The sequence below is a fragment of the Desulforhopalus vacuolatus genome, from assembly GCF_016918505.1.
Taxonomy (GTDB): domain Bacteria; phylum Desulfobacterota; class Desulfobulbia; order Desulfobulbales; family Desulfocapsaceae; genus Desulforhopalus; species Desulforhopalus vacuolatus.
The window spans coordinates 13537-40389 of the sequence record NZ_JAFFPZ010000025.1 but is presented as its reverse complement, the minus strand read 5'-3'; the positions used below and the strand labels follow the sequence as shown (position 1 = coordinate 40389).

Below are 26853 nucleotides of genomic sequence, written 5' to 3'. Positions count from 1 at the left end.
TAGGTCTTTCTGGTCTTCTCGTTGTAGGCCGTAATCCGTTCATAGACATAAATATCGCCATTGGGACGCTTTTCACGCCGTTCGCCGACGTGAGTTTTTCCTGTTAATGGTTTAGACATGAGTATATCCCCCTTTAAAGTGTACGTATAAATATAATACATACACACAATAGTGCAAGGGGAAAAATACGTATTCTTAGATAAATAGATCTCGTGAAGTTGCGTTTTCGACTTAAAGTGTACGCTTTATACTGTTTTCAGGATAATATCACCCTATATATGGACTCTTTTTCCACGATATCTTGTATTGAAGGCGAAAAATGGAAAATTATGTCCAGATATTACTTTTATCTTCCATTTTGTCCACATAATCTGATATTATCACAGCTATGATGGAAAACAAGCCAAAATTCACTCCAAACCCTCAGCTTAAACTGATGGATCAAGTGCGTGAGACCCTGAAATACTATCATTACGCACGCTCAACAGAAAAAACATATTGCCAGTGGATTTTACGCTATATCTATTTTTATGGAAAAAAACGCCACCCCAAAGATATGGGAGAACGAGAGATTGAGAGCTTTTTGTCCCATTTGGCTTCTGCTCAAAATGTCGCTGTATCTACCCAGAGGCAGGCATTAAATGCATTGGTTTTCCTCTATCGAGACGTTCTGCAGACCCCTTTAGATCATTCCATTGCCCCGGTTCGAGCTAAACGCAAGCGTCATCCTCCTACGGTATTAACTGAAGAAGAGATACAGAGGATTTTTGCCCAAATGAAGGGCACCCATCTCTTAATGGCCAAGTTAATTTATGGGTCAGGGATACGCCTCATGGAGTGCATTCGCCTTCGAATACAAGACATCGATTTTGGACAGGGCCAACTCTTTGTCCGTGCGGGAAAAGGTGGAAAAGATAGAGTCACCTTCTTGCCGCGCATAATAGCCGGTGAATTACACCAACACATCGAGCGGGTCAAAGAACTTCACAGAAGGGATCTGGTAGAAGGCTTTGGGGAAGTGTATTTACCAAATGCCCTTGCAAGAAAATATCGTAATGCTGCCTGGGAAACTGTATGGCAATACGTTTTTCCGAGTAAAACACGCTCGATTGATCCCCGCAGCGGAAAAGAACGACGACACCATGTATTAGAATCGGGTCTGCAAAAAGCGGTAAAAGCGGCAGTAAAAAAAGCTGCCATCGACAAGAAGGGAACCGTACATACCCTTCGCCATTCTTTTGCAACCCATATGCTCGAAAATGGGACTAATATTCGTATGCTCCAGGAACTTCTCGGTCACGCAGATGTAAAGACAACAGAAATTTATACCCATGTAATGCGAAAAGATCTTGAGGGGTCAAAAAGTCCTTTAGATCGTATCTATGATAAATAATATGAGATCAAAAGAGAGGACGTACGGAGAAAGGAGGCAGGAAATAGCAAAAGGCGGAAAGACAAAAGACCGTGCAGCTTCGAGTAGTTAGTTGACAAAAAAATCTTTTCTCTCTCCTGCCTTTCACAAGGAAACCTTGAAACAGTCTCTTCCCACAACGCACCACAGACCACCATGAAGTCATCCGATAAATTCATCGCTGAAATATAACACTGAGGAGAGATGCCATGCGCTGGCAGACCGGGAAGAGGCTCTGAACGCCGCCAGCCAGATCGGGGATGATACCCTGCAGAAGAACGCACGCGGTTATACCGTTCCAGATTCCTTTACCCACGGCACCTCGGCGCAGCGGATGAAATGGTTCACACGCGGCTATCAGTCCGGTGATCCGGGGCAGTGCAAACACCTTCACCTTGTTATAAGGGGAGAATTCAAACAAAAAAGGCGGCAGGGATATTCATCCCCGCCGCCTTTTTTGTTGTCTCGCAGAAGCCCTTCAACCGAAACTCAGACCACAGTCCGGACAGGCACCCACGGAGGATGAAAAGTGACAGCCGCAGGCGGGACAAACAACATCTTCAGAGTGAATGTCATAGACCACCTCGGCCTTCTCAAGATCAGCGAGGTTAACGCCGGTGGTTTTGACAAACTCCTCAGCCAGCACCAGTTGTGCCGCCTCCATATCTACCTTTTTGATCTGCAGAGCAAGTACTGATGCACAGCCTCTGCCGCAGGAGGGACTCCCATCCCCGGCAAGGATGGAGGGGATCCGCTGTGCGGCCAGCAGACGCTGCAGTTCTTTTATATCCAGCACAGGAGCTTGACGAAGGGTAACCATCTCATCAGCAGGATCAATGATCATTGAGCGACTCTGAAATTCGGCGGTCAACTGGTGTTTACGGTCGAGGAACTGCTGACCTGAAATCAGCGGAACTCCGCATTCGACACAGCTCTCCATACCGCTGCGGTATTCGGTTTCACACTCCGGGCAGTAACTCATGGTCAAATCTACGCCATCTACCATCCGCAGAGGAGCAGCGTCCTTCTTCTTTCTGAACTTTAAGAACATATATTTCTCCTCAATTCTCTGCTTACAGGATGTATCTCGACAGATCCTGATCTTCAACCACTTCGAAGAGCTGTTCGCGCACATATTTGGCGGTCACCACAAAACTCTCTCCATCCTTCTCAGGGGCATCAAAACTGAGCTGTTCCAGCATCCGTTCAAGTACGGTATAGAGTCGACGGGCACCAATTTCCTCAGTTTTTGAATTAACCTCTACCGCAATGGAGGCAAGTTCATCAATGGCATCATCCTCAAAACTCAATTTCACCCCTTCGGTCTCCATCAGTGCCGTATACTGCTTGATCAACGCATTCTCAGGCTCAGTAAGGATGCGGACAAAATCCTCACGTCCGAGGGAGTGCAGTTCAACGCGGATAGGAAAACGTCCCTGCAGCTCGGGGATAAGATCAGAGGGCTTGACAGTGTGAAAGGCACCGGCGGCGATAAAGAGGATGTGATCGGTGACCACCATGCCATATTTGGTATTCACCGTTGCACCCTCAACGATAGGCAGCAGGTCTCGCTGCACACCTTCCCGTGAGACCTCCGGGCCGTTAGTGGTTCCGCCACGGTGAGCAATTTTGTCAATCTCATCAAGAAAGACAATACCATCCTGTTCGGTACGTTTCAGTGCCTCCTTTACCACTTTGTCCATGTCGATAAGCTTCTCCATCTCCTCCATGGTGATGGTCTCAAGCGCTTCGGGGATTTTCATGGTGCGGGACTTCTTATTCTGCGGCATGAACTGACCGAGGGCATCCTGAAGGTTGTTTTGCATATTCTCCATGCCGGAGACACCCATAATCTCGATCATCGGTGAACTGCGGTTCTCCGCGATCTCAATTGATACCTCCCGTTCATCAAACTTGCCGTCGCGCAGCATCTGACGAAATTTTTCCCGAGTCGCATTCTGCGAATCGACATCCTGCGTGGCAGGCAGGTCGCTGTTTTGAACGGTGAAGGCGTCCCCCCCTTCGGGGCTGTTCGTAACACTTCCGGAACCGGGCAGAAGCAGGTCGAGAAGACGGTCTTCGGCATTCGCCTCCGCCACCCCCTTTACCCGCTCACGCTCCTCCTTCTTCACCATGTTGATACCCAGTTCCACGAGATCGCGGATCATCGACTCTACATCGCGACCGACGTACCCCACCTCGGTATATTTCGAGGCCTCCACCTTGATAAAGGGGGAGTGCGCGAGGGTGGCAAGCCGGCGGGCAATTTCAGTTTTTCCTACACCCGTGGGGCCGATCATGATGATATTCTTCGGGGCAATCTCCTCGCGCAGCGGTGAAGGGACCTGTTTGCGCCGCCAGCGGTTACGCAGGGCAAGGGCAACAGAGCGTTTGGCATCATGCTGGCCGACGATATATTTATCCAGTTCGGCGAGGGTCTCTTTTGGGGTCTGACTATCAAGAAAGCTCATATTTTTTCGAGGGTAACAGATTGATTGGTATAGATGCAAATATCTCCGGCAATGCCAAGAGCTGCACGACAGATCTCTTCCGCGTTCAGGTCACTGTGTTCAATGAGCGCAAGCGCCGCCGCCTGTGCGTAGGGTCCACCGGAACCGATGGCCAGCACGCCTGTGTCAGACTCAATCACATCTCCGGTCCCGGAAAGCAGCAGACTGTATTCATCATCAACTGCCACCAGCATGGCTTCAAGGCGGCGCAGATATTTATCCATACGCCAGTCTTTGGCCAGTTCTACGGATGCGCGCAGCAGGTTTCCCTTAAACTGCTCAAGTTTTTCTTCAAGTTTATCAAACAGGGTAAAGGCATCAGCGGTGGCTCCGGCAAAACCGGTGATCACCTTGCCGTGATAGAGGCGGCGAACCTTGCGTGCGTGATGTTTCATCACCGTGTTCCCGAGGGTTACCTGGCCGTCTCCGGCCACGGCAACCTCACCTTTATGCCGCACTGCGAGAATAGTTGTTGATCTGATTTCTGGATAAAATCCCATTACTGCTCCACTGTTGATTGCAGACCGTTGTTATGCCATCGGCCCATGATATAAAAGAGTGCGGAAGTTCCGCTGTTTCTCATGAATTTAAGACTGGTTTGAGAGAGGATGCGCCTTGTCATACACCTCGGTCAGATGGTCGAGAGTAAGATGTGTATAATGCTGAGTGGTGGAGAGACTGGAGTGGCCGAGTAACTCCTGTACCGCACGAAGATCCGCCCCCATTTCAAGCAGATGAGTGGCAAAGGAGTGCCGCAGTGCGTGCGGTGTCACGACCTGGGGGATCCCCGCCCGCTCGCCATAACTTTTTACAGAGCGCTCCACGCTGCGGGAGGTCAGCCTGCCGCCGCGCACGTTGAGAAAGAGTGCCTTCTCTTCAGGGGTTCCACCACGTTTCACCCGATCCAGGATCAACTGCTGTCGCTGTGGCAGCCAGGAATTCACCGCCTCCAGCGCCGGACATCCCACCGGGACAATACGTTCTTTATCACCCTTGCCCCGCACGGTAACCATTTCGGTCTCGAAATCAAGATCTTCAAGGTTCTGCGAAACCAGTTCAGAAACCCTCATGCCGGAAGAATAAAGCAATTCGAGGAGAGCGCGGTCACGGAGCATAAAACGGTCTTTTTTACAGGGGCATTCAAGCAGGGCAAAGGTCTCATCGACAGTGAGAAAGGTGGGAAGATATTGGGCTGACTTTGGACTCTTTACGGTCTGCGTCGGATCAAAATCAATCAGTTTCCGCTTGCGGGCGAAACGAAAAAAAGTGCGTAGAGCTGAGAGCTTGCGGGATACAGAGGTGCTGCTGTTACGGCCGAAGAGACTGGCAACAAAACCACGAACTCCGGCGACCTCAACCGCACAGATTTTCGTTTCTTTTCCCAGAAAGGCGGTAAACTCTTCAAGGTCGCGCCGGTATCCTTCTACGGTGTGCGGGGAATATTGCTTTTCAGTCTCCAGCCATCTTGTAAACTCGCGGGTAGTTTTTATCATTTTCAAACAGGCCAATTTAAGATATTGTGAGTTCCTCAGCGCTCCATCACAGATGCGGGCGCGCCACCCTGCTGCAGTTCCACAGCCCCCTCGCGGTCGTCACGCTATTGACTGCAGACGTAATCCCGCGCGAACATTATACCCATATTTTTCATAATTCTACATATCATGCCAAAAAAATCCTTTGAAACCGCCCTTACGCGGCTGGAACAGATCACCGAAGAGCTTGAAGGGGGAGATATCACCCTTGAAACCAGTCTCAAGAGGTTCAATGAAGGCGTTCAACTCGCCTCTTATTGCGACGAACAGCTCAAACATGCCCGCGCCAAAGTGGAAATGCTGATGGAGAAAGACGGGACTCTCAAGACAGTTCCTTTCAATGAAGGAAAAAACGATGGAGATTAAAGAGTATCTTCAGTCGAAAAAAGAGATTGTTGAAAAAGCTCTGCTGCGGTTTGCTCCGCCGGAAGAGAGTACATACGCTTCCCTTTTTGCCGCCATGCGTTACAGTCTCTTTGCCGGTGGAAAACGGATTCGCCCGATTCTTTGCCTTGCCGGTGGTGTCTGCGTTCACGGCACAGAGGAGATTGAAACCGCCCTGCTGCCCTCCGCCTGCGCGCTTGAGTGCATCCATACTTATTCTCTGATCCACGACGATCTCCCGGCTATGGATAACGACGACCTCCGTCGCGGCAAGCCCACCAACCACAAGGTTTTCGGCGAGGCCCCGGCAATACTTGCCGGTGACGGTCTGCTTACCTGGGCCTTTGATCTCCTCGGTGACAGCACGCTCAGCACTCTTGAGGCAAAGAAACAACTGGCCATCACTCACTGTATCGCCCGCGCCGCCGGCCCCTTCGGCATGGTTGGTGGACAGGCGCTTGACATTGCCATGGAAGATACTGATTTCCCCTTCTCCACCCTGCAGACCATTCACCGCGCCAAAACTGGTGCGCTGATTACCGCCGCAGTGCGAGCTGGAGCCATTGGCGCAGGTGCCAGTGAGAAACAGCTCACTGCTCTCACCAGCTTTGGCGAAAAAATTGGACTGGCTTTTCAGATTGTCGACGATCTGCTCAACGCCACGTCCACCACAGAGCAGCTCGGCAAGGCCGCCGGCAGCGATGCCGAAAACGGCAAGGCAACCTATCCCGCCTGTTTCGGCATTGACAAAACCCGGGAAATGGCCGAAGAAACTGTTGCTGAAGCAAAGGCTGCCATCACTGCCTTTGGATCTTCTGCCGATCCTCTTCGCGGCCTCGCAGACTATATATATTTAAGGACAAAATAATGAGATTTACCGACAGCAGAACAGGCATTACCAGAACAGCAGGCCAGAAGAGCACGACTCCCCGCCTTGAAGAAATCCACTCTCCCGCTGACCTGCGCGACTGCACCATCTCCGAGCTTGAAGAAATTTCCGCCGAACTGCGCGAAACCATCATCACCACCGTCTCGAAAAATGGCGGTCATCTTGCACCGAGCCTTGGCGTGGTGGAACTCACCCTTGCCCTGCACAAGGTTTTCAACACTCCGGAGGACAAGATTGTCTGGGATGTCGGCCATCAGAGCTACGCCCATAAGATCATCACCGGACGCCTCAGGGAATTTTCCACCCTGCGCCAGCGTAACGGCATGAGTGGTTTCCCCAAACGCAAAGAATCGCCCTACGATGCCTTTGAAACCGGACACAGCTCAACCTCTGTCTCCGCCGCTTCCGGCATGGAGGTTGCCCACAACCTGCAGGCGAAGAAGAGCCGCGCCATCGCGGTAATTGGCGATGGTGCAATGACTGCCGGTATGGCCTATGAGGCTCTCAACCATGCCGGGCATCTCGACCGCGATCTTATCGTCATCCTTAACGACAACGAGATGTCGATTTCACCGAATGTTGGTGCAATCTCAAACTTCCTCAGCCGGAAACTGGCCGGGCGGACCATGAACAGGGTGAAGAATCACCTCGTGGAAAAACTCAGTGACTCTGAGGCAGGTGAAAATCTGCTTAACATTCTGCGGAAATCAGAGGAGAGCCTGAAAAGCTTTTTTACCCCCGGTATGCTCTTTGAGGCATTCAAGTTCAACTATGTCGGCCCGATCAACGGTCATGACCTCGACGAACTTATCGAGACACTCTCCGAGGTGCGCGATATTTCTCAGGGACCGGTACTGATACACGTCCTTACCCAAAAAGGGCGCGGTTACAAGCCGGCGGAGGACAATCCCGGCCTCTTTCACGGTATTGGACCCTTTGATATTGCCACCGGCAAATCACTGCCCTCTTCCGGCCCCGCGAGCTGGACTTCGCTTTTCGGCAAGACTCTGTGCAAAATGGCGGAGAACGATAACCGCATTACCGCCATCTCTGCGGCGATGACTTCCGGTACCGGTCTGAGTGAATTCTCCAAACGCTTTCCCGAACGCTTCTTTGATGTGGGCATTGCGGAACAACACGCTGTTACCTTTGCGGCGGGTATGGCCTCTCAGGGGATGCGACCGGTGATCGCCGTCTATTCGACCTTTTTTCAACGGGCTCTGGATCAGATCATCCATGATGTCTGCCTGCCGAACCTGCCCGTCACCTTTGCCTTCGACCGGGCCGGTGTAGTCGGCGACGACGGCCCCACTCACCACGGTGTCTTCGATCTCTCCTTCCTGCGTTTCATTCCCAATATGGTAATGATGGCTCCGAAAGATGAGAACGAGCTGCAGCACATGATTTTCACCAGCATGCACTATCGCGGGCCCTCTGCGGTGCGCTATCCACGCGGTTCCGGTTATGGTGTAAAGATGGACGAACAGCTCTGCATGCTCAAAACAGGTGAGGGGGAACTGCTGAGGGAGGGAGATGACGTTCTCCTTTTGCCGGTGGGAAATCGAGTAACTGCGGCCATGAAGGCGGCGAAAGAGCTGGAACTGGCAGGCGTAAGTGCAGCGGTGATCAATCCACGCTTCATTAAACCGCTTGATACGAAGCTGATCTGCCAATGGGTGCAGCACACAGGAAACCTTGTCACTGTGGAAGACAATATGGTTGCCGGGGGATTTGGCAGCGGGGTTCTGGAGATGCTGTCGCAACAGCAGATTTTCAACGTAAAAAGCACCCTGCTCGGTTATTCAGACCACTTTATCGAACACAGCCCGCAGAAGGAGTTATGGAAAGAGGGTGGCATCGACACCCCGGCGATCACCGCCGCCGCTCTTGCACTTCTCGGCCGCCGCCCTGCAGCCGACTGATCATTTCTTCGCGTCGTGCCCGGTCGTCTCTTCTCCGACCGGGCCGCGCAGGAACTGCAGGAGCCGTTTCTCGACCTCGTCCATCTGCTTTACTTCACACTCCCAAATCACCATCACCCGCCAGCCAAGCCGTTTGAGCTCGTCCTGCACATCCACGTCATGCTGCACGGTCCTGGCAAATTTCTTCAACCAGAAATCCTGTCGCGACTTCGGCGTATAGGCGTAACGGCATCCTTCATGACGATGCCAGTAACAGCCATGCACAAAGATAATACTTTTATATTTCGGCAGGACGATATCGGGACAGCCGGGAAGATCACGGCGATGGATTCGGAAACGATAGCCGAGTCGGTGCAGCCGCGAGCGGACGGCACGTTCCGGCCTGGTATTGGTTGACTTGATTTGACCCATATTCCAGCTGCGCCGCTCTGGTGTCAGATTGTCCATTTATACCATTCCTATTAAGTTGTGACCGTACTAAATGCCATTTTCACTTTCTATTGGCGAATTCAAAGGCAGGGGGATGGGAGAAAGGAGACGGGAGACAGGGAAAAGCAAAAGACGGAACAGCGAAAAACTTTTTGCCAACGAATAAAAGCTCTAATCATGCGAATAAAAGCAAAAAACTTTAAGAAGTTACGCTTTTATAAAAAATGCCCTTTTTCGCATGATTAGGCCATTTCTATTAAGTTATGCTCTTTTTACATCCTGTTTATTCATTCGTAATCACAAAAAAAGATGTCCACGCAGCCGCGCTCTCTGGTCAATACAAAATGTAAATGGTATTACAGACTCCCTTTTTCCCGAAGAAAGCGGATGAGAGCCCTGGCACAGGGCGCAACAGCGGGAATCACCACACTGTTCCCAATCTGCCGGCAGGCCTGGGGACGCGAGACAGGGAAGACATAACGCCGGGGATCATAACCCTGCAGCTGCATGGCCTCTTTCACGGTGAGGCGACGCGGGCGGTCACCTGGCTGGGCGATAAAGATCCCCGCGCCGTCCTTGTGGTAACGGGCAGATTTCAACCAGAGTTGTTTACACGTTGTAATAGCCGCGATACCACTCGACAAACCTGCCAATGCCATATTCCAGTGTGGTGTCGGGTTTGTAGCCGAGTTCCTTGACAAGGTCGTCTACATTAGCCCAGGTGGCAGGCACATCTCCGGGCTGCATTGGCAGGAAATTTTTCTCGGCCTTTTTACCGAGAGCATCCTCAAGAACCTCAATGTAACGCATCAGTTTTTCTTTATTATTATTACCGATGTTGTAGATACGGTAAGGACAGTAGGAGGTCGCCGGATCAGGTTCATCCCCGTTCCACTCGGGATTGGCAGCGGGTACCTTGTGAAGCACCCGGTAGACACCCTCGACAATGTCGTCGATATAGGTAAAATCCCGTTCCATATTGCCGTTGTTGAAGACGTTAATCGGCGTGCCGCTGAGAATCGCTTTGGTAAAGAGGAAAAGTGCCATATCCGGCCGGCCCCAGGGACCGTAAACTGTGAAGAAACGCAGGCCGGTCACTGGCAAACCGAAGAGATGAGCATAGGTGTGAGCCATCAGCTCATTAGCCTTTTTCGAAGCAGCGTAGAGAGAAACAGGATGGTCTACATTGTCATGCACTGAAAATGGCATGCGGGTATTCGCGCCATATACCGAACTGGAAGAAGCGAAAACGAGGTGCTTTACATTGTTGTGGCGGCATCCTTCAAGAACATTGCCGAAACCAACGAGGTTAGTATCCACATAAGAACCTGGATTCTCCAGAGAATAACGGACTCCGGCCTGGGCTGCGAGGTTGACCACCGCATCAAATTTTTCTTCGGCGAAGAGTTTTGCCACGTCATCCCGATCCTGCAGGTTGATATTGACATGGCGGAACCCTGGTCCCTCTGCCAGCGCCTTCATGCGGGCCAGTTTCAGATTGGGATCATAGTAGTCATTAATATTGTCGAGGGCGACAACTTCACGCCCCCCATCGGCAAGCAGTCGTTTGGCAAGGTGAGTACCGATGAAGCCAGCTCCGCCGGTGATAAGAATTTTTTTCATGGAAATCTCTGTAGTAAAGAATAAAAAAAGAAAAAGCTGTGCAACAGCGCGTTATATTACTCCAGCTTATCCTCATCGTCAAACCCGGTAAAAGGTTTTCTCCCGAAAATACGCACAGCAACCACACTTACCTCGTAGAGCAATATCAGAGGAACGGCCATCATCAACTGATTCACAGCGTCTGGAGTTGGCGTCAGAATAGCGGCAACTATAAAATCAATAAGAATCGCATACTTACGGTTACGGGTGAGAAATTCTACACTGACCATTCCTGCTTTGCCAAGAAAGGTAAAAAGCAGCGGCATCTCAAAGATCAACCCGAAGGCGAGCAGCAGGCGCACGGCAAGGCTGAAGTATTCATTTACTCCCGGCAGAGAAACAAGAAATTCATTATTATACCCGACGAGAAATTTGAAAGCAGGTGGGAAAACGACAAAATAACCAAAGGCAGCTCCCCCGAGGAAGAAAAGGGATGAAAGTACAACGAAGGGGATGAGCACCCTCTTTTCACGTCGATAGAGACCGGGGGAGATAAACCGCCAGAGCTGGGAAAAGAGTATGGGTACCGCGAGGAGAAGACCCACCGTAAGGGCAAGTTTTAGATAAAAAAAAACCCTGCCTGGTAAGAGGTAAAGATAAGAGAGGTTCCTTTCGGCAGAACATCAGTAAGCGGTTTGAAGAACCAGCGTCCAATGGGTTGAATCACCGAATAGGCAGCCACAAATCCGGTGCAGACGGCAATCAGGGAAATGATAAGACAGGAGCGCAGTTCCCGCAGATGTTCAACAAGAGGCTGTTCTTGATGCTCTTCCTGCGTGGTTTTGTTCTGCGGTTCTTCCGGCCTTGCTTTTTTCTCGGTTTCTGAAATATTTTGTGTCATGCTGTCGCCTTGAGGTTGGTTCATTTTCAGCCACTTTTACCATTTCACGTCCCCTTTGGCAACACGCTCTTCCACGTTCCCTGCAAAGTAAAAAAATGAAGACCACACAAGACTGGCACGTTTACATTCTCCGCTGTGCCGACGAGACCTTCTATACCGGCATAACCACCGATCCTGCACGACGTCTGCATGAACACAACGGAGAGCGCAGAGGGGGCGCCCGCTACACCCGCACCCGCCGTCCCGTGGAGATGATCTGGTGCGAAATGGCAGAAGATCGCGCCGCCGCCAGTCGACGCGAATGGGAGATCAAGCATCTCACCCGGGTACAAAAGAAAAGTCTTATCTCAAGATACAAGGGAAGAGAACTGATTTCCTTGTATTTCCATGGTAAATAAGATATTTTTGAGTAATAATTCACCTCAACTTATGGGTACCTTGAAACAGCTTGTATTTCGTTCATGTTCGAGACACAGAAGGAAATTTACCCGCCTGTAACTTTGATATCGGAGTCTGGTTCTTCCCTCCGAGGATAAATTTTTGACTGTAACGAAGAAGATGGATAATTATGTGGTGTTCTCTGATAATAATAATGCTTTCTGTACTCCTTGTGGACGACGAGCGCTCAATGCGCGACTTTTTGAAGATCCTTCTCAAAAAAGAGGGTTTTGACGTGCGTACCGCCGGCGATGGCACGCAGGCGCTGGAGATGCTCGCCGAGCGCGGTGCTGATCTTGTATTGAGTGATATTCGCATGCCGGGAATGAACGGGATTGAACTGCTGGAGCAGGTAAAGGGACTCTACCCCGGTCTGCCAATGGTGATGGTGACTGCTTTTTCCTCCCCGGACGACGCTGTCCAGGCAATGCACAACGGAGCCTTTGACTACATCAGTAAACCGTTTAATGTCAACGAGTTGAAGTCAGTGATTCACGCAGCCATCAACAGCGGCAACGGTTATACCGAAGAGCCCTCTACTCCAGTCACCTCGTTTTCCGGCATCATCGGTCAAAGTCGTGAAATGCAGAAGATTTTTGATATGATCCGGCGGGTCTCTCCCACCCCGGCCAACGTGCTGATCTACGGAGAATCTGGAACCGGAAAAGAGCTGATCGCGAAAGCGATTCATGCCAACAGTCGCGCAGCTGAGAACAATTTTGTACCAATAAACTGCTCTGCCATCCCGGAAGATTTAATGGAGAGCGAACTGTTTGGCCACGTCAAAGGTTCCTTTACCGGAGCCATCAGTGATAAAGCCGGGCTCTTCCAGGAGGCAGATCACGGCACAGCCTTTCTCGATGAAATCGGCGAGCTTACTCCAATGATTCAGACCAAGCTGCTGCGCGTTCTGCAGGAACGGGAAATCAAACCTGTTGGCGGGACGAAAGCAACCAAACTGAATATACGCATCGTGGCGGCCACCAACAAAATTCTTGAAGATGAGATCCGCGAAGGACGTTTTCGTGAAGACCTTTTCTACCGTCTTGCCGTTGTCCCTTTACGCATACCTCCTTTACGGGAACGCAAAGGAGATGTCCCTCTGCTGGTCAACTATTTTCTCGAGAAATATTCACGGCAGCTCAACAAGGATATACAGGAGATCTCATCCTACGCCATGCAGGTATTAATGAATTACGACTTCCCCGGCAACGTGCGGGAACTTGAGAACATCATAGAACGCGGAGTAGCACTGGAGAACTCCAACATCATTCTGCCGGAAAGCCTCAGTTTTCATGGCCGGGTCACTCATAATAAAGTCCCCGTGCGCAAGTCGAAATCAGGGAAGCTGCAATTCCTGACAGAAGTGATTCATTACAGGCATGCAGCCACTTCCGATACTCCAGAAGTGGCAACGGCATCATCTGAAACATCCGGCATAGAAAATCCCTTCACCGCCCCGAGATTTTCGTTGCCCGGCGAAACTGCATCACTGCTGCAGATCGCCTCAAGTGAGCAGGAACTCTATAATATTGGAATAGAACAGGCTCTTGCTGCGCTGGAAAAACGTCTCATCGGCCATGCAATAGAAAAAACAAACTCGAAGATGAAAGCCGCCGAGCTGTTGAAGATGTCCTTCCGCTCCCTGCGTTACAAGGCCAAAAAGTATGGCATTAACTGATGAATCTGCAGACGAGGCTGGCAGAGACCTTTTGGACCTGTCTTAAACGGGACATCCCTGTCTTAAAGGTGACACACTATATTCTGCAGCAACAGCTTCTGTGGATGCTCTTTCTGCGCACCATCCTCTACACGCTGCTGCTCGTTGCCAGTTACTTTGTCGGACAGTCTCCCTGCATTACCTTGATTGTCCCCCATGAGGTAACGTTTACCTTCATTCTGGTAGTATATATCTTCACCATTTTCTCCGCTTTTTATCTCCTCATTTCTCCGCATAAAGGGCAGTCCTTTGGTTTCACGCAAATCCTTGCCGACTCCTTATTTGTAACTACGCTGGTTTTCTTCACCGGGACCTCGGCGTCAAATTTCACCCCTGTCTATTTTTTCCCAATTATCGCCGGTGGTCTGCTGCTGCCGCTCAAGGGGGGACTGGTAGCAGCAGCAGCATCTACTCTCCTTTATGGCAGTCTGCTTGTTCTGGAGCAGCAGACAGTTCCCCCCTGGCTGGAGTCTTACAACCTCTTTGTTCATACTGAATGGGATAACAGCCTCAATATCTTTGCAGTCCATGGCCTGCTTTTTTTTCTTGCCGGCCTGCTCAGTATTTTTTTTGGCATTCGCCTGCGTCGAACAGAAACTGCCCTGGACTTGTCGCTGAAAAAATTTGACCACCTTTCCGAAATCTATAAACGTATCTTCGACAACATCTCCATCGGCCTGCTTACTGTTGATTCAAAGCATGTTATTACCTCCGCCAACAAGGCCCTCGCCGATATAACCGGCTATACAGTGCGTAAAATACTCGGCAAAACCTTCGAAGAAATCTTCCCTGGCACCTGCATTGAAGCCAATGTGGAACGCCTCTCCACCGATTTTACAACCCGCTGCGGCAAGCACTGCCGGCTCGGGTTTTCCTGCATGAATGTTGCCCATGATGACCATCTCAGCCACGAGGAAGACTATGCCCGTATAATCATCACCATGCGTGACATTACTGAAGTAGAGAACCTTGAACGACAGGTTCGCCAGTCAGAGAAGCTGGCTGCCATTGGTACCATGAGCGCCTCCATTGCCCACGATTTCCGCAATCCGCTTGCCGCAATCTCCGGCTCAGCGCAACTCCTTGCTGCAGATTTTCAGGAGAGCAGCATGCTGAATAACTCCGGCATTGAACTGACCAGTATCATCATTCGTGAATGCAACCGACTCTCCTTCACCATCGGAGAATTTCTCAAATTCGCTCGCCCGGAGGAACTGCAGCCTCAGTTTATTCACCTCGACGCCTGTATTACTGAGGTGATGCAGGTCTTGCGAGCAGGTGGGAATTTTCCGAAGACGGCTCTCCTGCACACTGAATACCCGCCCAATATCGCCGTCTGGGCAGATGAAAAACAGTTGTTTACAGTACTGGATCACCTCATACAGAACGCCATTCCGTTTTGTCCACGGGGGCGGGAGCTTATTCGTATCAAGGCTGAGGAGACAGCACTCGAAGAAAGAAGGGGCGGGCAGGCAGTGATCCGAATTGAGGTGGAAGATAACGGAAAGGGAATTGCGGATGATTTTCTGCTGGCCATTTTTGACCCCTTCTATACTACCCGACCGAACGGCACGGGGCTGGGGCTGGCCATTGTGCACCAGATTATTAAAGAACATCACGGTGGAATTGTGGCAGAAAACACCGGTCTGAAAAATTCCGAAGGAGCACGGGGGGCCTGCTTTACCTTCTGGCTCCCGTTACCAGAATAGAAAACATCAGGAGTTCTTCGAAGCTTCAACCGTCTGTGGTTGACAGGGAAAAGTGGTAAGACAATTTTTTACCGCGAAGAACGCGAAGAAAGGCAAAAAAAATTTGAGAATAAAGATTTTTGCTTTCTTCCGAGTGCTTAGCGTATTTCGATGGTCATCCAGTCTTTGTCTTACTGTCTTTTGCTTTTCCCTGTCTCCCGTCTCCTTTCTCCTTTCTCCTTTCTCCTGTCTCCCCGTCCCCGTCCCTGTCTTTAAATCCGCCAATACAAAATGTAAATGGTATTATTCCTGTTCTTTCCATACCTTTGCGCCGAGAGCGCTGAGTTTTTCCACCAGATTTTCATACCCGCGTTCAAGGTGGTAGATGCGAGATATATCTGTGCGTCCTTCAGCCGCAAGAGCAGCGATAACCAGTGAGGAACTGGCCCTCAGATCAGTAGCCATCACAGGTGCACCGCGCAGTCCACTGCGCCCCAGTCCATTGACAAGGCCAAGACGGCCGTCAGTCTTTATTTTTGCCCCCATGCGCCGCAGTTCAGCAACGTGCATAAAACGATTTTCAAAAATAGTTTCGTGGATGGTGCAGTTCCCTTCAGCCAGTGTCATCAGAGCCATGAACTGAGCCTGCAGGTCGGTGGGATAACCAGGGTAGGGGCGAGTCTGGATATCAACACTGGTGAGTGCAGAACCCTGGCGGGAATCAATGGAGATAAAAGACTCTCCTTCTTCAATATCAAGCCCCGCCTGACGAAGTTTTTCCACCAGTGAGGAAAGATGTGCAGGGCAGCAGTTGGTGACCCGCCCAGCCCCGCCACTCGCAGCGATAGCGATAAGGTAAGTCCCAGCCTCAATACGGTCCGGGATGATACTATTGTCAGCAGGTTTCAACGCACACACCCCTTCGATGGTCAGGGTATCACTGCCGCGACCGGAGATCTTCGCGCCCATGGAGTTAAGCATATCAACGAGGTTGCCAATCTCAGGCTCCCGTGCTGCGTTCTTGAGAATCGTCTTTCCTGCGGCAAGAGTGGCGGCCATCAACAGATTTTCAGTGCCAGTGACGGTGGGAAGATCAAAATAGACGGTCCCACCCTTGAGTCCTCCTTCAGCCTCAGCCTGTATATAGCCATCCTCAATGTTGCAGCGGGCTCCGATTTTCTGCAGGCCTGCCGTGTGAAAATTAACCGGTCGCTCGCCGATGGCACATCCTCCCGGCAGAGAGACCCTTGCCTTACCGCAGCGGGCAAGCAGTGGCCCGAGAACCAGAACGGAGGCACGCATGGTTTTCACCATCTCATAGGGTGCATCATCATGCTCAAGACAGGTAGAATCGAGGTACAGCACATCCCCCTCTCTTCCGGTCTTTACGCCGAGATACTCCAGCAATCGTATCATGGTGCAGGTATCGCGCAAATCAGGGACATTGCGCAGGGTATGTTTTCCCGGACAAAGCAGGGTTGCCGCCATAAGGGGCAACGCGGCATTTTTCGCGCCACTTATCCGGATATCACCATACAGGGGGATGCCCCCTTCAATCACAAGTTTTTCCATTTTTTCTTTCCGGTTCTTTTATGGTGGTTGAGGAGCAAGGCGTGCGTGCAGAACACGATCATGTCCGGCGTAATCCTGATATATCTGAACATGGTCAAAATCTGTGGCAAAGAGTTCTCGCACGGCATTCCCCTGCCCTGACCCAAATTCCATGAAGAACTCTCCATCAGCCTTGAGCACGCGGCGCAGATGGAGAAGAATCTGTCGAATAAGGTCAAGCCCGTCCTCTCCACCGTCAAGGGCAAGATGGGGCTCGTAATCACGTACATCGGGTTCAATTTCGCATTCGACTTCGTGGCGCAAAACATAGGGGGGATTAGAGATAACAAGCGAGAGGCTGTTACCCGCAATGGGTTCCAGCAAATTTCCCCGCAAAAAAGATACCCGGTTTACTGGTAAATGGCGAGAACTGTTCTCAACAGCAACCGCAAGGGCAGCGGCAGAAATATCACTGGCAAAAAGTGTCGCAGTCTGCGGCAGCTCAAGGCCGAGTACCACGGCGATTGCACCACTGCCTGTGCACAGGTCAAGGACATTACCGGCAAGATTTACCGGTGAGGCCAGCTGCAGCACCTGTTCAATGAGGAATTCTGTTTCGGGACGGGGAATAAGAACAGAGGGAGTAACGTGGAAAGGATGCGACCAGAACTCCTGTTCACCAACAATATAGGCGACGGGTTCCCGGAGCAGACGACGAGCCAGCATTTTCTGGTAACTTCCGGCTGCAGTTGGATCGGCCTCAGTATTGGCAGCAAGGAGAAGCGCGGTATAGTTCATGCCGGATGCAGCCTCAAGCAGAAGCCGGGCATCAAACTCAGCCTCAACAATACCGTCAGCAGCAAGTCTCTCGCTGCCCCTGGCCCATAACTCAGAATAACGCATGGAATGAGCCGTTACTCCAGCGCTTTGAGCTGCGCTGCCTGGTCCTCAGCGATAAGGGGATAGATAACATCTTCAAGTTTCCCGTTGATAATGGCATCAAGCTTATAAAGGGTAAGATTAATACGGTGGTCGGTCATCCGTCCCTGGGGAAAGTTATAGGTGCGAATGCGTTCACTGCGATCGCCACTGCCGACTTGACTCCTGCGCTGCTCACTGATGAGGTTGTGGTGCTCCTGCTCAATCTTGTCAAGAAGTCGGGCACGCAGAACGGTGAGCGCCTTGGCCTTATTTTTGTGCTGAGATTTTTCATCCTGGCAGGTCACCACCAGTCCTGTAGGCAGATGGGTAATACGCACTGCAGAATCGGTGGTGTTCACCGACTGGCCGCCCGGCCCGGAAGAGCGGAAAACATCAAACTTCAACTCATTCATGTCAATATGGGCGTCAACCTCATCGGCCTCCGGGAGTACAGCCACAGTGACCGCCGAGGTATGGATACGCCCCTGAGTCTCCGTTTCCGGAACACGCTGAACCCGATGCACCCCGCGCTCATATTTAAGTTTGGAGTAGACCTTATCTCCACGAATAAGGCTGATAATCTCCTTGAAGCCGCCAATACCAATGGGATTGGTGCTTACCACCTCTACATGCCAGCCCTGAGATTCGGCAAAACGGCTGTACATGCGAAAGAGATCCCCTGCAAAAAGTGCAGCCTCATCTCCGCCGGTCCCCGCACGAATCTCAAGAAAAATATTCCTCTCATCGTTTGGATCCTTCGGCAGAAGAATGATCTTCAAATCACGCTCCAGGGAGACACGCTGTATTTCCAACTCCTCCAGTTCCGCTCGGGCCATCTCACGCAACTCGGCATCTTCAGACTCATCATGAGCCAGTACCCTGTTCTCTTCCAGCTCTCTGAGAACAGAGCAGTATTTACCGTATATTACATTGATTCTGGAGAGATGGGTGTGTTCAGACACCACCTTTTGATACTCTTTCTGATTACTGACGAGGGAGGGGTCAGAAAGGCGTCCTTCCAGCACAGAAATCTTTTCATCGATATTGGTAAATTTATCAAAAAGAGACATGAGTAGAAGGCAGGTTCCGGAGGGAAAAAAAGAAAATGTCCACGAAACGGCATCCGCCATCCACGTGGACATTGAGATCAATCAGACGAAAAAAAAAAGAAAAGGCATCACTCTTTTTTTTGTTCTTCCTTTTGTGCGAAGTGCTTTGCATAACGCTGTTTGAATTTCTCAATCCGTCCCGCAGTATCAACCAGCTTCTGTTTACCGGTGTAGAAAGGATGACAGGCAGAGCAGATCTCAACCTTCATATCTTTCATAACAGAACCAAGCTCGACTTCATTCCCACAGGCACATACAGCCGTGATTTTATGATATTCCGGATGGATACCTTCTTTCATTGTACTTCCTCCAACATGCATTGTGACGGTATTATCCGTGGACAGGAACTCTACAGCCCAGATCCACGCATCTTCTCAAAAATATGACCCCATATATTACCATGATGAAGGAATATTTCAAGATCCTTTTTTATGTCTTCTCCTTAACCAGTCATGGATTCAATAAAATCAACGTTGGTTTTGGCCGACTTGAGTTTATCAAGGAGAAAATCCATACTGTCTGCCGGATTCATGGAACTGAGCAATTTTCGCAGAATCCAGATACGGTTGAGTACATCCGGAGCCAGCAGCAGATCTTCTTTACGAGTACCGCTGCGTCTCAAATCAATCGCCGGAAAAATACGTTTTTCTGCCATTTTTCGATCGAGCACCAGTTCCATGTTGCCAGTTCCCTTGAATTCCTCGAAAATGACATCGTCCATCTTACTTCCGGTCTCGACAAGCGCCGTTGCAATAATGGTTAAACTACCGCCCTCTTCAATATTCCGTGCAGCACCAAAAAAACGTTTGGGCCGATGCAGTGCGCTGGCCTCCACCCCACCCGAAAGAATCTTGCCACTCGCAGGGGTAACCGTATTGTAGGCACGTGCAAGACGGGTAATACTGTCAAGTAAAATCACAACATCCCGTTTGTGCTCAACCAGACGTCTTGCTTTCTCAATAACCATCTCCGCGACCTGAATGTGCCGCTGAGGTAATTCATCAAACGTGGAACTGACAACCTCGGCAGTTTTTACACTGCGCAGCATCTCGGTAACCTCCTCCGGCCGTTCATCAATGAGCAGGACAATGAGATAGACCTCTTTGTGATTGCGCACAATTGAATTGGCAATCTTCTGCATCAGCACTGTTTTCCCCGTACGCGGCGGAGCAACAATAAGACCACGTTGCCCCTTGCCGATGGGGGCAAAGAGATCCATGATGCGCATGGACATATTGTCCGGCTGCCATTCAAGTTTGAAGGCCTTGTTAGGATGAAGAGCAGTGAGATTTTGAAAAAGTGTCTTTGATTTAGCAGCCTCGGGAGGATCAAAATTGATGCTGTCAACTTTGAGAAGAGCAAAGTAGCGTTCCCCTTCTTTGGGAGCACGAACCAGACCCTCCACCGTATCTCCAGTACGCAGACTCAATCGACGAATCTGTGAGGGAGAGACATAAATATCATCCGGACCGGGAAGATAGTTGTAATCAGGAGCACGGAGAAATCCAAAACCATCGGGCAAAACTTCCAGGACACCACTGCCTCGGATTTGTCCATCTTTGGAAGATTGTGCCTTGAGAATAGCAAAGATAAGCTCCTGCTTACTCATTGAGTTGTAATTTTCGACCTTGTGCTCTCGGGCGAACTGAACCAGTTCGCCGATTTTCAGCAGTTTAAGCTCTGCCAGATTCATGGATGTACTTCTCCTTTTTCAGGTGGGAGGATGGTAAAAGATATTAAATAGAAATGAATATTCTTTCCGGAATTTCGACAAACGGAATACTTATTTATTTGATTTATCAGGTGGTTACATCAAATCCACGGCATGTAACAAAGATTTTACAGCCACAAAATGATATCACAAAAAATTGCAGGGCTCTTTGAATACGCAACATTGGAAGCACATAGGGAAAAAACTGGTCTGAAGAGATTTTCAGCAGAGACCTTCGCCTGCAGTTTTGACTACTGTCGGTGTTACTTCCAGTTGAGGTGCCTGGCTATCAATAATGAATTGCGGGTATCTTGAATAACCAGTCTTTCGCCTGTTTTCTTCGTTACACTAAAAAATTTATCCTCGGAGGTAAGCGCCAGACTCCGATATCAAAGTTATGGGCGGTAAATTTCCTTCTGTGCCTCGAAGATGAACGAAATACAAGAGTATCCAAGGTACCCTTGTGACCAGTTTCACTTTCATCATGAAATTGGTGAGAAAAACAAACTGTACTGGAATGGTGAATGGCAGGAACAAGCAACCTTTATTTGGAATAAAATATCGTAGAGCAAGGTTGTAAGATGTTATTTGAGGTTTTATAAATTGAACATTTAACTGTGTCAAGGCTTTTTTTTAAATTACAACGCAACAAAATAAAAAATCGAAGAAAATGCCCCCCATTCCTTTTTTCTCAACTTTACATTTTATTCAGGATTCCTTTTAATTGCAGGGCAAGGAATGAAACCTGTTCGAAGGTACTGCAAAAGGTATCTGAGTTATCAATACAAAAATCTGCCAATCGCTCTTTCTCCACGGGTGACATCTGGGCAGACATAATATTTCGGATTTCTTCATCACTGCGAAAATCACGCTGCGCTACACGGCAGATTGTTAAATCCAGACGATTTCTAACACAGACTGTTGTCGAGAAATCACCCTGCCAGCCAGATTCATAAACAAGAGGAACCTCCGCCACCAGAAAGCCTGCCGCAGGAGCGGCCTCTGCTATCCTTTTACGAACGATGGGGTGGAGAATTGCCTCAAGTTTTTCACGCAGGCCACTGTCAGCAAAAACCGCCCTGCTGAGTGCTGGACGGTTGAGGCTGCCATCTTTTTCGAGAAATCTTTTCCCCTCCCCACAGACAAACTGGTCAAAACCTTCATGGCCGGGGGTCAGTTCCCGTCTGCAGACGGCGTCACTTGAAATAAAAACTGCGGGCAGTAATGCAGCGAGAATCCGTGCGATGGTGCTCTTGCCACTGCCAAGGCCACCGGTCACTGCGATCATCATTTCATTTCACTCCGGAGTTGTGTCAATGTTTTTTGAAAATCCGGCCAGAGAGGTGCAGTAATATGTAACGTCTCTCCAGTAACAGGATGGGTAAGGATAAGGGTTGAGGCGTGGAGCATCTGGCGCGGGAAGAGTTCTGCTCTCCGCTGTCTGCGGCTGCCGCCGTAGACCTGATCTCCAGCAACCGGAAATCCCTCACCTTCAAGGTGAACACGAATCTGGTGGGTACGGCCAGTCTCAATTTCAACCCGCAGAAGAGAAAATCCACTAAAAGTTTCCTCTAACTCCCAGTTACTGGCTGCATATCTGCCACCCTGCGACACCAGAGCCATTTTCTGCCTGCGCACCGGATGTCGGCCAATGGGAGCGACAACCCGTCCCTTCTCCTGTGAAGGAATCCCGCAAACAATGGCAAGATATATTTTCTGTAACTGGTGGTTTTTAAAGAGAGTGGAGAGCTCCCGGTGGGTTTCAGGGGTCTTGGCGACCACCATAACTCCAGAGGTGTCCTTGTCAAGACGGTGAACAATACCCGGACGATCGGGATTTCCCGCCGTACTGATCTGCTCACAGTAATGCAGCAGGCCATTAACAAGCGTCCCCTTCGGATTGCCACTGCCGGGGTGAACAACCAGGCCGGGAGGTTTGGAAAGGAAAAGCAGATATTCATCCTCGAAGAGAACAGGGAAATCAATCGGTTCTGCCAGTAATTTTCCGGGGGAGGACGTCAGCGCAGGGAAATCAAAAACAACCTGTTCCCCCGTCTTCAGGCGGTAGCTGGTTTTTTTGGTCAGTAAGTCCACCAGAACCCATCCCTCGCGAATAGCCGTTGACAGCACACTTCGCGAATGTTCAGGGAATTTGAGCACAAGAAACTGGTCAAGCCGCATTCCTGCAACAGGAGAATTTACACAAAGTGAACCTGAGCCAGGGCCTGGTGTTGATACGGTAACACGTGAAGCACTGTAATCATTCATGGGAAAAAATAGATGGTGAAGCCCCCGCCACACAGAGCGGGAGGCTTCACCTCAGAGATAAAAAATCAGGAAAAGATAGCTTCAATATCTTTACTCACCTCGTCTTCTTTAACGTCCTGAGCAAGGGAAAGCTCTTTGACCAGCAGGTTACGGGCAGTATCAAGCATTTTCCGCTCACCGTAACTGAGATCTTTGTCAACGCTGAGTAAAAAGAGGTCACGAAGAACAACAGCTACTTCCCGCACAGAACCGGTCTTGATTTTTTCCATATACTCGCGGTAACGACGGTTCCATGTCTGAGTCCCCAGCTCAACATCTTTTTCAGAGAGAATGGCAAAGATACCAGCGACTTCGTCTTTGCCGACAATAGCACGCAATCCAACTTTTTTGCTGCTATTCGTGGGAATCATAATTCTCATTCTGTTCTCAAGAATCTCAAGGACGTAGAACAAGTGATCAGCTCCGGCAACATGTTTCGTTTCAATATCTTTGATGACACCAACACCATGGGCCGGATACACAGCCATATCGCCTTTTGCAAACACAGGAATCTCCTTTATGGATTACAAGGGTATGAGAGAACCGGCGCCCCGAAATTGGGTAGGGCAGTACAACAATGCCCAGACCGCAAAGCAGCAAAAACTAAAATGCGACCCTGTACAAGACACTGTCAACAGAAGAGACGGACATTTGATTTGCAGTTTTTCTGTAAAGTTCTACCGTCTGAGAATACTCTCGGCTGAACGGAAAAAAGGAAGGGAAAGAGCGCGACAGAGAGATTGTACAAATCACAACCGGTTCCACATTAAGAGGACAATATAACATAAAAGTCGGCTTTTTGCCGTACTTTTCTACTTGAGACTGTTGAGAGTATTTTTCGCACGGGCGACATCTCCGGCAAGAATTTGTTTAACACCTGAAAAAATTGGTTCTTTTCTCGCATCGAAGATCAGATGCTCCTGATCAGTCAGCAAACTGAGAACATATTTCTCCACAGGAAAGTCAGGATGTACCCCTCCCCGGCCCGGTCGACCGATACCAATCTTAAGCCTGAAGAAATCGCGACTGCCAATACGGTCAACCAGCGATTTAATGCCATTATGACCACCGTGCCCGCCACCCTGTACCAGTTTGATCCGCCCGGGATTCATATCGAGGTCATCATGAATGACCAGCATGTTCTCAGGAGAAATTTTAAAAAAAGAGGTGAAACGGCAGACGGCGTCCCCGCTGCGATTCATATATGTAAGAGGTTTTACAAAAAAAAGACGGTTCCCACCAGGGGTGGCTTCGCAGTAAAGGGCATTCCACTTTTCTTTCCACATACCACAGTGAAACCGATTGGAGAGATCATCAACACAATTAAAACCTGCATTATGACGGGTGTTTTCATACTCCGCTCCAGGATTACCAAGACCAACAACAAGAACTTCCCGTTTCATCGCCATATTCAATTGCCAGCCTTCTCAACAAGAGTACAGAGGTCATCAGCAACACCATTAATATGTGTTTCATCTTCCCCTTCCACCATAACCCGAATGAGTGGCTCCGTCCCGGAAGAACGAATAAGTATACGGCCGCGTTCGCCAAGCTCAGTTTCGAGAAGCGCAACAGCTGCACTGAGTCCAGGGAGGGTCTTTACATCCATTTTTCTTGAGATGCGGACATTTTTCAGAACCTGCGGCATGCTGGTCATGATTTTTGCCAGTTCAGAGAGTGGTTTTCCCTGCTTCTGCATAACAGCAAGGAGCTGCAGTGCGGCGAGAATACCGTCACCCGTGGTAATTTCATCCAGAAAAACGAGATGACCGGACTGTTCACCACCAAAAGAATAGCCACCGCGCCGCATCTCTTCCACAACATAACGGTCACCGACAGCGGTTCTCACCAGCCCCCCTCCCATCTCCTTCATTGCCACTTCCAGCCCGAGGTTCGACATTACCGTGGTAACAAGGGTGTTTTTGTTGAGCTTGTGCCGCTTCATCAGATCATTGGCACAAACAGCCATGATATGATCCCCGTCAACGATCTCACCATGCTCATCACAGACAATCAGCCGGTCGCCATCACCATCCAGCGCAAGACCGATATCAGCCCCCAGCTCCCTGACAGCAGCCGCCATTTTCTGAGGGTAAAGCGCACCACACTCATCGTTGATATTCCGTCCATTAGGATGTACGGCCAGGGCAGTTACCTTTGCACCAAGTTCTTCAAAGACGTGAGGAGCGACCTTGTAGGTTGCTCCATTGGCACAGTCGAGGACAATGTGCACCCCATCCAAAGTACAATTTTTGGGAAAGACATACTTGAGAAACACAATATAACGGCCACAGGCATCATCAATGCGTCTGGCCATGCCAACTTCATCGGCAACCGGACACAGCGCTGACATTTTCTGAGAAAATATCAGTTCCTCAATTTCCATCTCAACCGCATCAGGAAGCTTGAAACCATCACTGGAAAAAATTTTGATACCATTATCCTGAAAAGGATTGTGTGAAGCGGAGATCACCACACCCGCATCAGCACGCATGGAAGTCGTGATAAAGGCAATGCCCGGCGTTGGCAACGGCCCTACCTGCAATACATCCACGCCCATGGAGCAGATTCCGGCAGCAAGCGCATTTTCCAGCATATAACAGGACTGGCGGGTATCCTTGCCGATAACAATCCGTCGACGTCGATTCTCTTCCCGCACTATAAAAGCGATAGCCCTCCCCACCTGCATGGCGATCTCAGTTGTCATGGGGTAGGTATTTGCCACTCCTCGGATTCCGTCGGTTCCAAACAGTTTTCTCATTTTTTTTCGCTCTCTTTCACTCTCTTTTTCTTTTTATCCGGACGGAGAAACGGGATGTTCTTTAAGATTCCATCCTCCTGGCCTGTTACATCTTCACCTGGAGGACCGACAACATCGGCAGGGACAACCTTAACGTTCTCAGGAGTAATAGAGATGACCTCGAGAGGCAGCGTAACGTCCTTTGCCGGAACCACCTTCACCGCAAGTTCATCCTGTCCTGCCTCTCCAATTGCCGCAGCGGTCAGCAGACTGGCAGGTTTGCGTCCCTCATTAAGGTAGCATTCAGGAATGGCAACGACCATATCCACTGCAGGTGGATACACCTCAACGCCTTCCCCGCCTGTACTTGCATGAACCGTTACATTTCTGAGAGTGATATTCTTCGAATTCGGCAGAACACGCAGGTTGACAGTAACCGAAGTTTCGCCAATCAGGTCAGTAAACTCCGGTGAAAGTTCGAGAGGGACCTGCAGACTGACAGAGGATTTCATCCCGGTCAGGTCAATCTGCTTTGTATAAAGTTTCTCAATCCGCTGCAACGCAGTCTGCGAGGCCGTGATTGAAATCATTTCCGGGCTGATATGTTCTGATTCAAGATAGAATCCACTCATTACCTTGTTGAAGGTTCGTGCCTGGATAGGAAACTCCTTGTGCACCAGTTTGTCGAGTGAGAGGATAATTGAAGAGGGTTGAATACGCTGCACGGTCAGCCCTCGCGGGACATCTATCGAATTGCTGGTGTTGTTCACAACCATGGATCCGGGTTGTGCCTCCGTCAGGTCAATAACCCGCGTAACCCCGCTTTGGGACAACTCGGCAAGGGCTGAACGCGGCCCGCTCAGAGTAACCTCCAGTTCACGCTTGTACTGATTGGAAATCACCAGATTCTGCGGCAGATTAATAATCTCCACCGGAGCCATGATGTTTTTATCAATACGATCTTCGCCACCAAGAAAATACCAGAGAATGACGGCAAGAAACAGTGAGGCAAGGCGCAACAGCCAGTCGTGAGAGATGAACTTAAGAAAACGTTTCCCGTACATGCTGTTCTTTTTCACAGGGGCCAT

25 protein-coding genes and 2 pseudogenes are annotated in these 26853 nt (G+C 49.9%); 8 read left to right on the top strand and 19 right to left on the bottom strand.

The window, feature by feature from the left end; translation table 11 throughout:
• The first annotated feature begins 388 nt into the window (after positions 1–388).
• Both JWG39_RS12920 and JWG39_RS17135 read left to right on the top strand, forming a co-directional pair.
• Positions 389–1393, top strand: coding sequence for an integron integrase (locus tag JWG39_RS12920; protein ID WP_205219832.1), 1005 nt, complete (start codon positions 389–391; stop codon positions 1391–1393).
• Positions 1394–1631: 238 nt separating this feature from the next.
• Positions 1632–1793: pseudogene (locus JWG39_RS17135) on the top strand (neutral zinc metallopeptidase); the annotation flags it as partial.
• A gap of 96 nt (positions 1794–1889) precedes the next feature.
• Here JWG39_RS17135 and JWG39_RS12910 read toward each other — a convergent pair.
• The 4 genes from JWG39_RS12910 to xerC all read right to left on the bottom strand — a co-directional run bounded on the left by JWG39_RS12910 (position 1890) and on the right by xerC (position 5414).
• Positions 1890–2462, bottom strand: a complete 573-nt coding sequence (locus tag JWG39_RS12910; RefSeq protein ID WP_205219831.1) for a zinc ribbon-containing (seleno)protein DG — start codon at positions 2460–2462, stop codon at positions 1890–1892.
• Positions 2463–2484: 22 nt separating this feature from the next.
• A complete protein-coding gene (gene hslU, locus JWG39_RS12905; RefSeq protein WP_205219830.1) occupies positions 2485–3882 on the bottom strand; it encodes an ATP-dependent protease ATPase subunit HslU in 1398 nt (465 codons plus the stop codon).
• The gene (hslV, locus tag JWG39_RS12900; RefSeq protein WP_205219829.1) at positions 3879–4421 is read right to left on the bottom strand and encodes an ATP-dependent protease subunit HslV; all 543 of its coding nucleotides are present in this window, start codon (positions 4419–4421) and stop codon (positions 3879–3881) included. Before hslV ends, hslU begins: the two co-directional genes overlap by 4 nt.
• Positions 4422–4508: 87 nt before the next feature.
• Complete coding sequence (xerC, locus tag JWG39_RS12895) at positions 4509–5414, bottom strand: tyrosine recombinase XerC (protein ID WP_205219828.1); 906 nt, start codon at positions 5412–5414, stop codon at positions 4509–4511.
• Between the two features lie 168 nt (positions 5415–5582).
• On the opposite strand from xerC, the gene JWG39_RS12890 reads away from it, so the two are divergent.
• Genes JWG39_RS12890 through dxs form a run of 3 tightly spaced genes read left to right on the top strand, consistent with a single transcriptional unit; the run spans position 5583 to position 8648 of the window.
• Positions 5583–5819: an exodeoxyribonuclease VII small subunit gene (locus tag JWG39_RS12890; protein ID WP_205219827.1), complete on the top strand. Its 237-nt coding sequence runs from the start codon at positions 5583–5585 to the stop codon at positions 5817–5819.
• On the top strand, positions 5809–6705 hold the full coding sequence (locus JWG39_RS12885; RefSeq protein WP_205219826.1) for a polyprenyl synthetase family protein: 897 nt from the start codon (positions 5809–5811) through the stop codon (positions 6703–6705). Before JWG39_RS12890 ends, JWG39_RS12885 begins: the two co-directional genes overlap by 11 nt.
• A complete protein-coding gene (gene dxs / locus JWG39_RS12880; RefSeq protein ID WP_205219825.1) occupies positions 6705–8648 on the top strand; it encodes a 1-deoxy-D-xylulose-5-phosphate synthase in 1944 nt (647 codons plus the stop codon). Before JWG39_RS12885 ends, dxs begins: the two co-directional genes overlap by 1 nt.
• Here the strand turns inward: dxs and JWG39_RS12875 are convergent, their stop codons facing one another.
• From JWG39_RS12875 to tatC, 4 genes and pseudogenes are all read right to left on the bottom strand, one after another.
• Positions 8649–9095 carry a very short patch repair endonuclease gene (locus JWG39_RS12875; RefSeq protein ID WP_205219824.1) on the bottom strand — a complete coding sequence of 149 codons (447 nt, stop codon included), beginning with the start codon at positions 9093–9095 and terminating at the stop codon, positions 8649–8651. It lies immediately after the preceding gene.
• Between the two features lie 338 nt (positions 9096–9433).
• Positions 9434–9730, bottom strand: a complete 297-nt coding sequence (locus tag JWG39_RS12870) for a DNA cytosine methyltransferase (RefSeq protein WP_205219823.1) — start codon at positions 9728–9730, stop codon at positions 9434–9436.
• Positions 9687–10700, bottom strand: a complete 1014-nt coding sequence (locus JWG39_RS12865; protein WP_240192135.1) for an NAD-dependent epimerase — start codon at positions 10698–10700, stop codon at positions 9687–9689. The genes JWG39_RS12870 and JWG39_RS12865 overlap by 44 nt, the downstream gene beginning before the upstream one ends.
• Before the next feature lie 56 nt (positions 10701–10756).
• A pseudogene (gene tatC / locus JWG39_RS16575) lies at positions 10757–11580 on the bottom strand (twin-arginine translocase subunit TatC).
• 95 nt (positions 11581–11675) lie between these two features.
• On the opposite strand from tatC, the gene JWG39_RS12850 reads away from it, so the two are divergent.
• The 3 genes from JWG39_RS12850 to JWG39_RS12840 all read left to right on the top strand — a co-directional run bounded on the left by JWG39_RS12850 (position 11676) and on the right by JWG39_RS12840 (position 15447).
• Complete coding sequence (locus JWG39_RS12850) at positions 11676–11978, top strand: GIY-YIG nuclease family protein (RefSeq protein ID WP_205219820.1); 303 nt, start codon at positions 11676–11678, stop codon at positions 11976–11978.
• Positions 11979–12172: 194 nt separating this feature from the next.
• A complete protein-coding gene (locus tag JWG39_RS12845) occupies positions 12173–13699 on the top strand; it encodes a sigma-54-dependent transcriptional regulator (RefSeq protein WP_205219819.1) in 1527 nt (508 codons plus the stop codon).
• Complete coding sequence (locus JWG39_RS12840; RefSeq protein WP_205219818.1) at positions 13699–15447, top strand: two-component system sensor histidine kinase NtrB; 1749 nt, start codon at positions 13699–13701, stop codon at positions 15445–15447. The genes JWG39_RS12845 and JWG39_RS12840 overlap by 1 nt, the downstream gene beginning before the upstream one ends.
• Before the next feature lie 282 nt (positions 15448–15729).
• On the opposite strand, the gene murA is transcribed toward JWG39_RS12840, so the two are convergent.
• The 11 genes from murA to JWG39_RS12785 all read right to left on the bottom strand — a co-directional run bounded on the left by murA (position 15730) and on the right by JWG39_RS12785 (position 26853).
• On the bottom strand, positions 15730–16998 hold the full coding sequence (gene murA, locus JWG39_RS12835) for a UDP-N-acetylglucosamine 1-carboxyvinyltransferase (protein WP_205219817.1): 1269 nt from the start codon (positions 16996–16998) through the stop codon (positions 15730–15732).
• A gap of 18 nt (positions 16999–17016) precedes the next feature.
• Positions 17017–17880, bottom strand: coding sequence for a peptide chain release factor N(5)-glutamine methyltransferase (gene prmC, locus JWG39_RS12830; protein ID WP_205219816.1), 864 nt, complete (start codon positions 17878–17880; stop codon positions 17017–17019).
• Positions 17881–17891: 11 nt separating this feature from the next.
• Positions 17892–18968 carry a peptide chain release factor 1 gene (prfA, locus tag JWG39_RS12825; protein WP_205219815.1) on the bottom strand — a complete coding sequence of 359 codons (1077 nt, stop codon included), beginning with the start codon at positions 18966–18968 and terminating at the stop codon, positions 17892–17894.
• A 107-nt stretch (positions 18969–19075) separates the two neighbouring features.
• A complete protein-coding gene (gene rpmE / locus JWG39_RS12820; RefSeq protein ID WP_205219814.1) occupies positions 19076–19306 on the bottom strand; it encodes a 50S ribosomal protein L31 in 231 nt (76 codons plus the stop codon).
• Between the two features lie 143 nt (positions 19307–19449).
• Positions 19450–20700: a transcription termination factor Rho gene (rho, locus tag JWG39_RS12815; protein ID WP_205219812.1), complete on the bottom strand. Its 1251-nt coding sequence runs from the start codon at positions 20698–20700 to the stop codon at positions 19450–19452.
• Positions 20701–21415: 715 nt separating this feature from the next.
• Positions 21416–22009 carry a dephospho-CoA kinase gene (gene coaE, locus JWG39_RS12810; RefSeq protein WP_205219811.1) on the bottom strand — a complete coding sequence of 198 codons (594 nt, stop codon included), beginning with the start codon at positions 22007–22009 and terminating at the stop codon, positions 21416–21418.
• The gene (locus JWG39_RS12805) at positions 22006–22986 is read right to left on the bottom strand and encodes an RluA family pseudouridine synthase (protein WP_205219809.1); all 981 of its coding nucleotides are present in this window, start codon (positions 22984–22986) and stop codon (positions 22006–22008) included. Before JWG39_RS12805 ends, coaE begins: the two co-directional genes overlap by 4 nt.
• 65 nt (positions 22987–23051) lie before the next feature.
• Positions 23052–23531, bottom strand: a complete 480-nt coding sequence (locus JWG39_RS12800) for a CarD family transcriptional regulator (protein WP_338032217.1) — start codon at positions 23529–23531, stop codon at positions 23052–23054.
• Positions 23532–23837: 306 nt separating this feature from the next.
• Positions 23838–24434, bottom strand: coding sequence for an aminoacyl-tRNA hydrolase (gene pth / locus JWG39_RS12795; protein ID WP_205219808.1), 597 nt, complete (start codon positions 24432–24434; stop codon positions 23838–23840).
• A gap of 2 nt (positions 24435–24436) precedes the next feature.
• Entirely contained in the window at positions 24437–25786 is a 1350-nt protein-coding gene (glmM, locus tag JWG39_RS12790) for a phosphoglucosamine mutase (protein WP_205219807.1), read from the bottom strand.
• Positions 25783–26853: a CdaR family protein gene (locus JWG39_RS12785; protein ID WP_205219806.1), complete on the bottom strand. Its 1071-nt coding sequence runs from the start codon at positions 26851–26853 to the stop codon at positions 25783–25785. The genes glmM and JWG39_RS12785 overlap by 4 nt, the downstream gene beginning before the upstream one ends.

Bases quoted from the DNA above. Each gene is read 5' to 3' on its own strand.
- JWG39_RS12920 (WP_205219832.1), top strand. From the start codon at position 389: ATGATGGAAAACAAGCCAAAATTCACTCCAAACCCTCAGCTTAAACTG.
- JWG39_RS12910 (WP_205219831.1), bottom strand. From the start codon at position 2,462: ATGTTCTTAAAGTTCAGAAAGAAGAAGGACGCTGCTCCTCTGCGGATG.
- hslU (WP_205219830.1), bottom strand. From the start codon at position 3,882: ATGAGCTTTCTTGATAGTCAGACCCCAAAAGAGACCCTCGCCGAACTG.
- hslV (WP_205219829.1), bottom strand. From the start codon at position 4,421: ATGGGATTTTATCCAGAAATCAGATCAACAACTATTCTCGCAGTGCGG.
- xerC (WP_205219828.1), bottom strand. From the start codon at position 5,414: ATGATAAAAACTACCCGCGAGTTTACAAGATGGCTGGAGACTGAAAAG.
- JWG39_RS12890 (WP_205219827.1), top strand. From the start codon at position 5,583: ATGCCAAAAAAATCCTTTGAAACCGCCCTTACGCGGCTGGAACAGATC.
- JWG39_RS12885 (WP_205219826.1), top strand. From the start codon at position 5,809: ATGGAGATTAAAGAGTATCTTCAGTCGAAAAAAGAGATTGTTGAAAAA.
- dxs (WP_205219825.1), top strand. From the start codon at position 6,705: ATGAGATTTACCGACAGCAGAACAGGCATTACCAGAACAGCAGGCCAG.
- JWG39_RS12875 (WP_205219824.1), bottom strand. From the start codon at position 9,095: ATGGACAATCTGACACCAGAGCGGCGCAGCTGGAATATGGGTCAAATC.
- JWG39_RS12865 (WP_240192135.1), bottom strand. From the start codon at position 10,700: ATGAAAAAAATTCTTATCACCGGCGGAGCTGGCTTCATCGGTACTCAC.
- JWG39_RS12850 (WP_205219820.1), top strand. From the start codon at position 11,676: ATGAAGACCACACAAGACTGGCACGTTTACATTCTCCGCTGTGCCGAC.
- JWG39_RS12845 (WP_205219819.1), top strand. From the start codon at position 12,173: ATGCTTTCTGTACTCCTTGTGGACGACGAGCGCTCAATGCGCGACTTT.
- JWG39_RS12840 (WP_205219818.1), top strand. From the start codon at position 13,699: ATGAATCTGCAGACGAGGCTGGCAGAGACCTTTTGGACCTGTCTTAAA.
- murA (WP_205219817.1), bottom strand. From the start codon at position 16,998: ATGGAAAAACTTGTGATTGAAGGGGGCATCCCCCTGTATGGTGATATC.
- prmC (WP_205219816.1), bottom strand. From the start codon at position 17,880: ATGCGTTATTCTGAGTTATGGGCCAGGGGCAGCGAGAGACTTGCTGCT.
- prfA (WP_205219815.1), bottom strand. From the start codon at position 18,968: ATGTCTCTTTTTGATAAATTTACCAATATCGATGAAAAGATTTCTGTG.
- rpmE (WP_205219814.1), bottom strand. From the start codon at position 19,306: ATGAAAGAAGGTATCCATCCGGAATATCATAAAATCACGGCTGTATGT.
- rho (WP_205219812.1), bottom strand. From the start codon at position 20,700: ATGAATCTGGCAGAGCTTAAACTGCTGAAAATCGGCGAACTGGTTCAG.
- coaE (WP_205219811.1), bottom strand. From the start codon at position 22,009: ATGATGATCGCAGTGACCGGTGGCCTTGGCAGTGGCAAGAGCACCATC.
- JWG39_RS12805 (WP_205219809.1), bottom strand. From the start codon at position 22,986: ATGAATGATTACAGTGCTTCACGTGTTACCGTATCAACACCAGGCCCT.
- pth (WP_205219808.1), bottom strand. From the start codon at position 24,434: ATGGCGATGAAACGGGAAGTTCTTGTTGTTGGTCTTGGTAATCCTGGA.
- glmM (WP_205219807.1), bottom strand. From the start codon at position 25,786: ATGAGAAAACTGTTTGGAACCGACGGAATCCGAGGAGTGGCAAATACC.
- JWG39_RS12785 (WP_205219806.1), bottom strand. From the start codon at position 26,853: ATGGCCCCTGTGAAAAAGAACAGCATGTACGGGAAACGTTTTCTTAAG.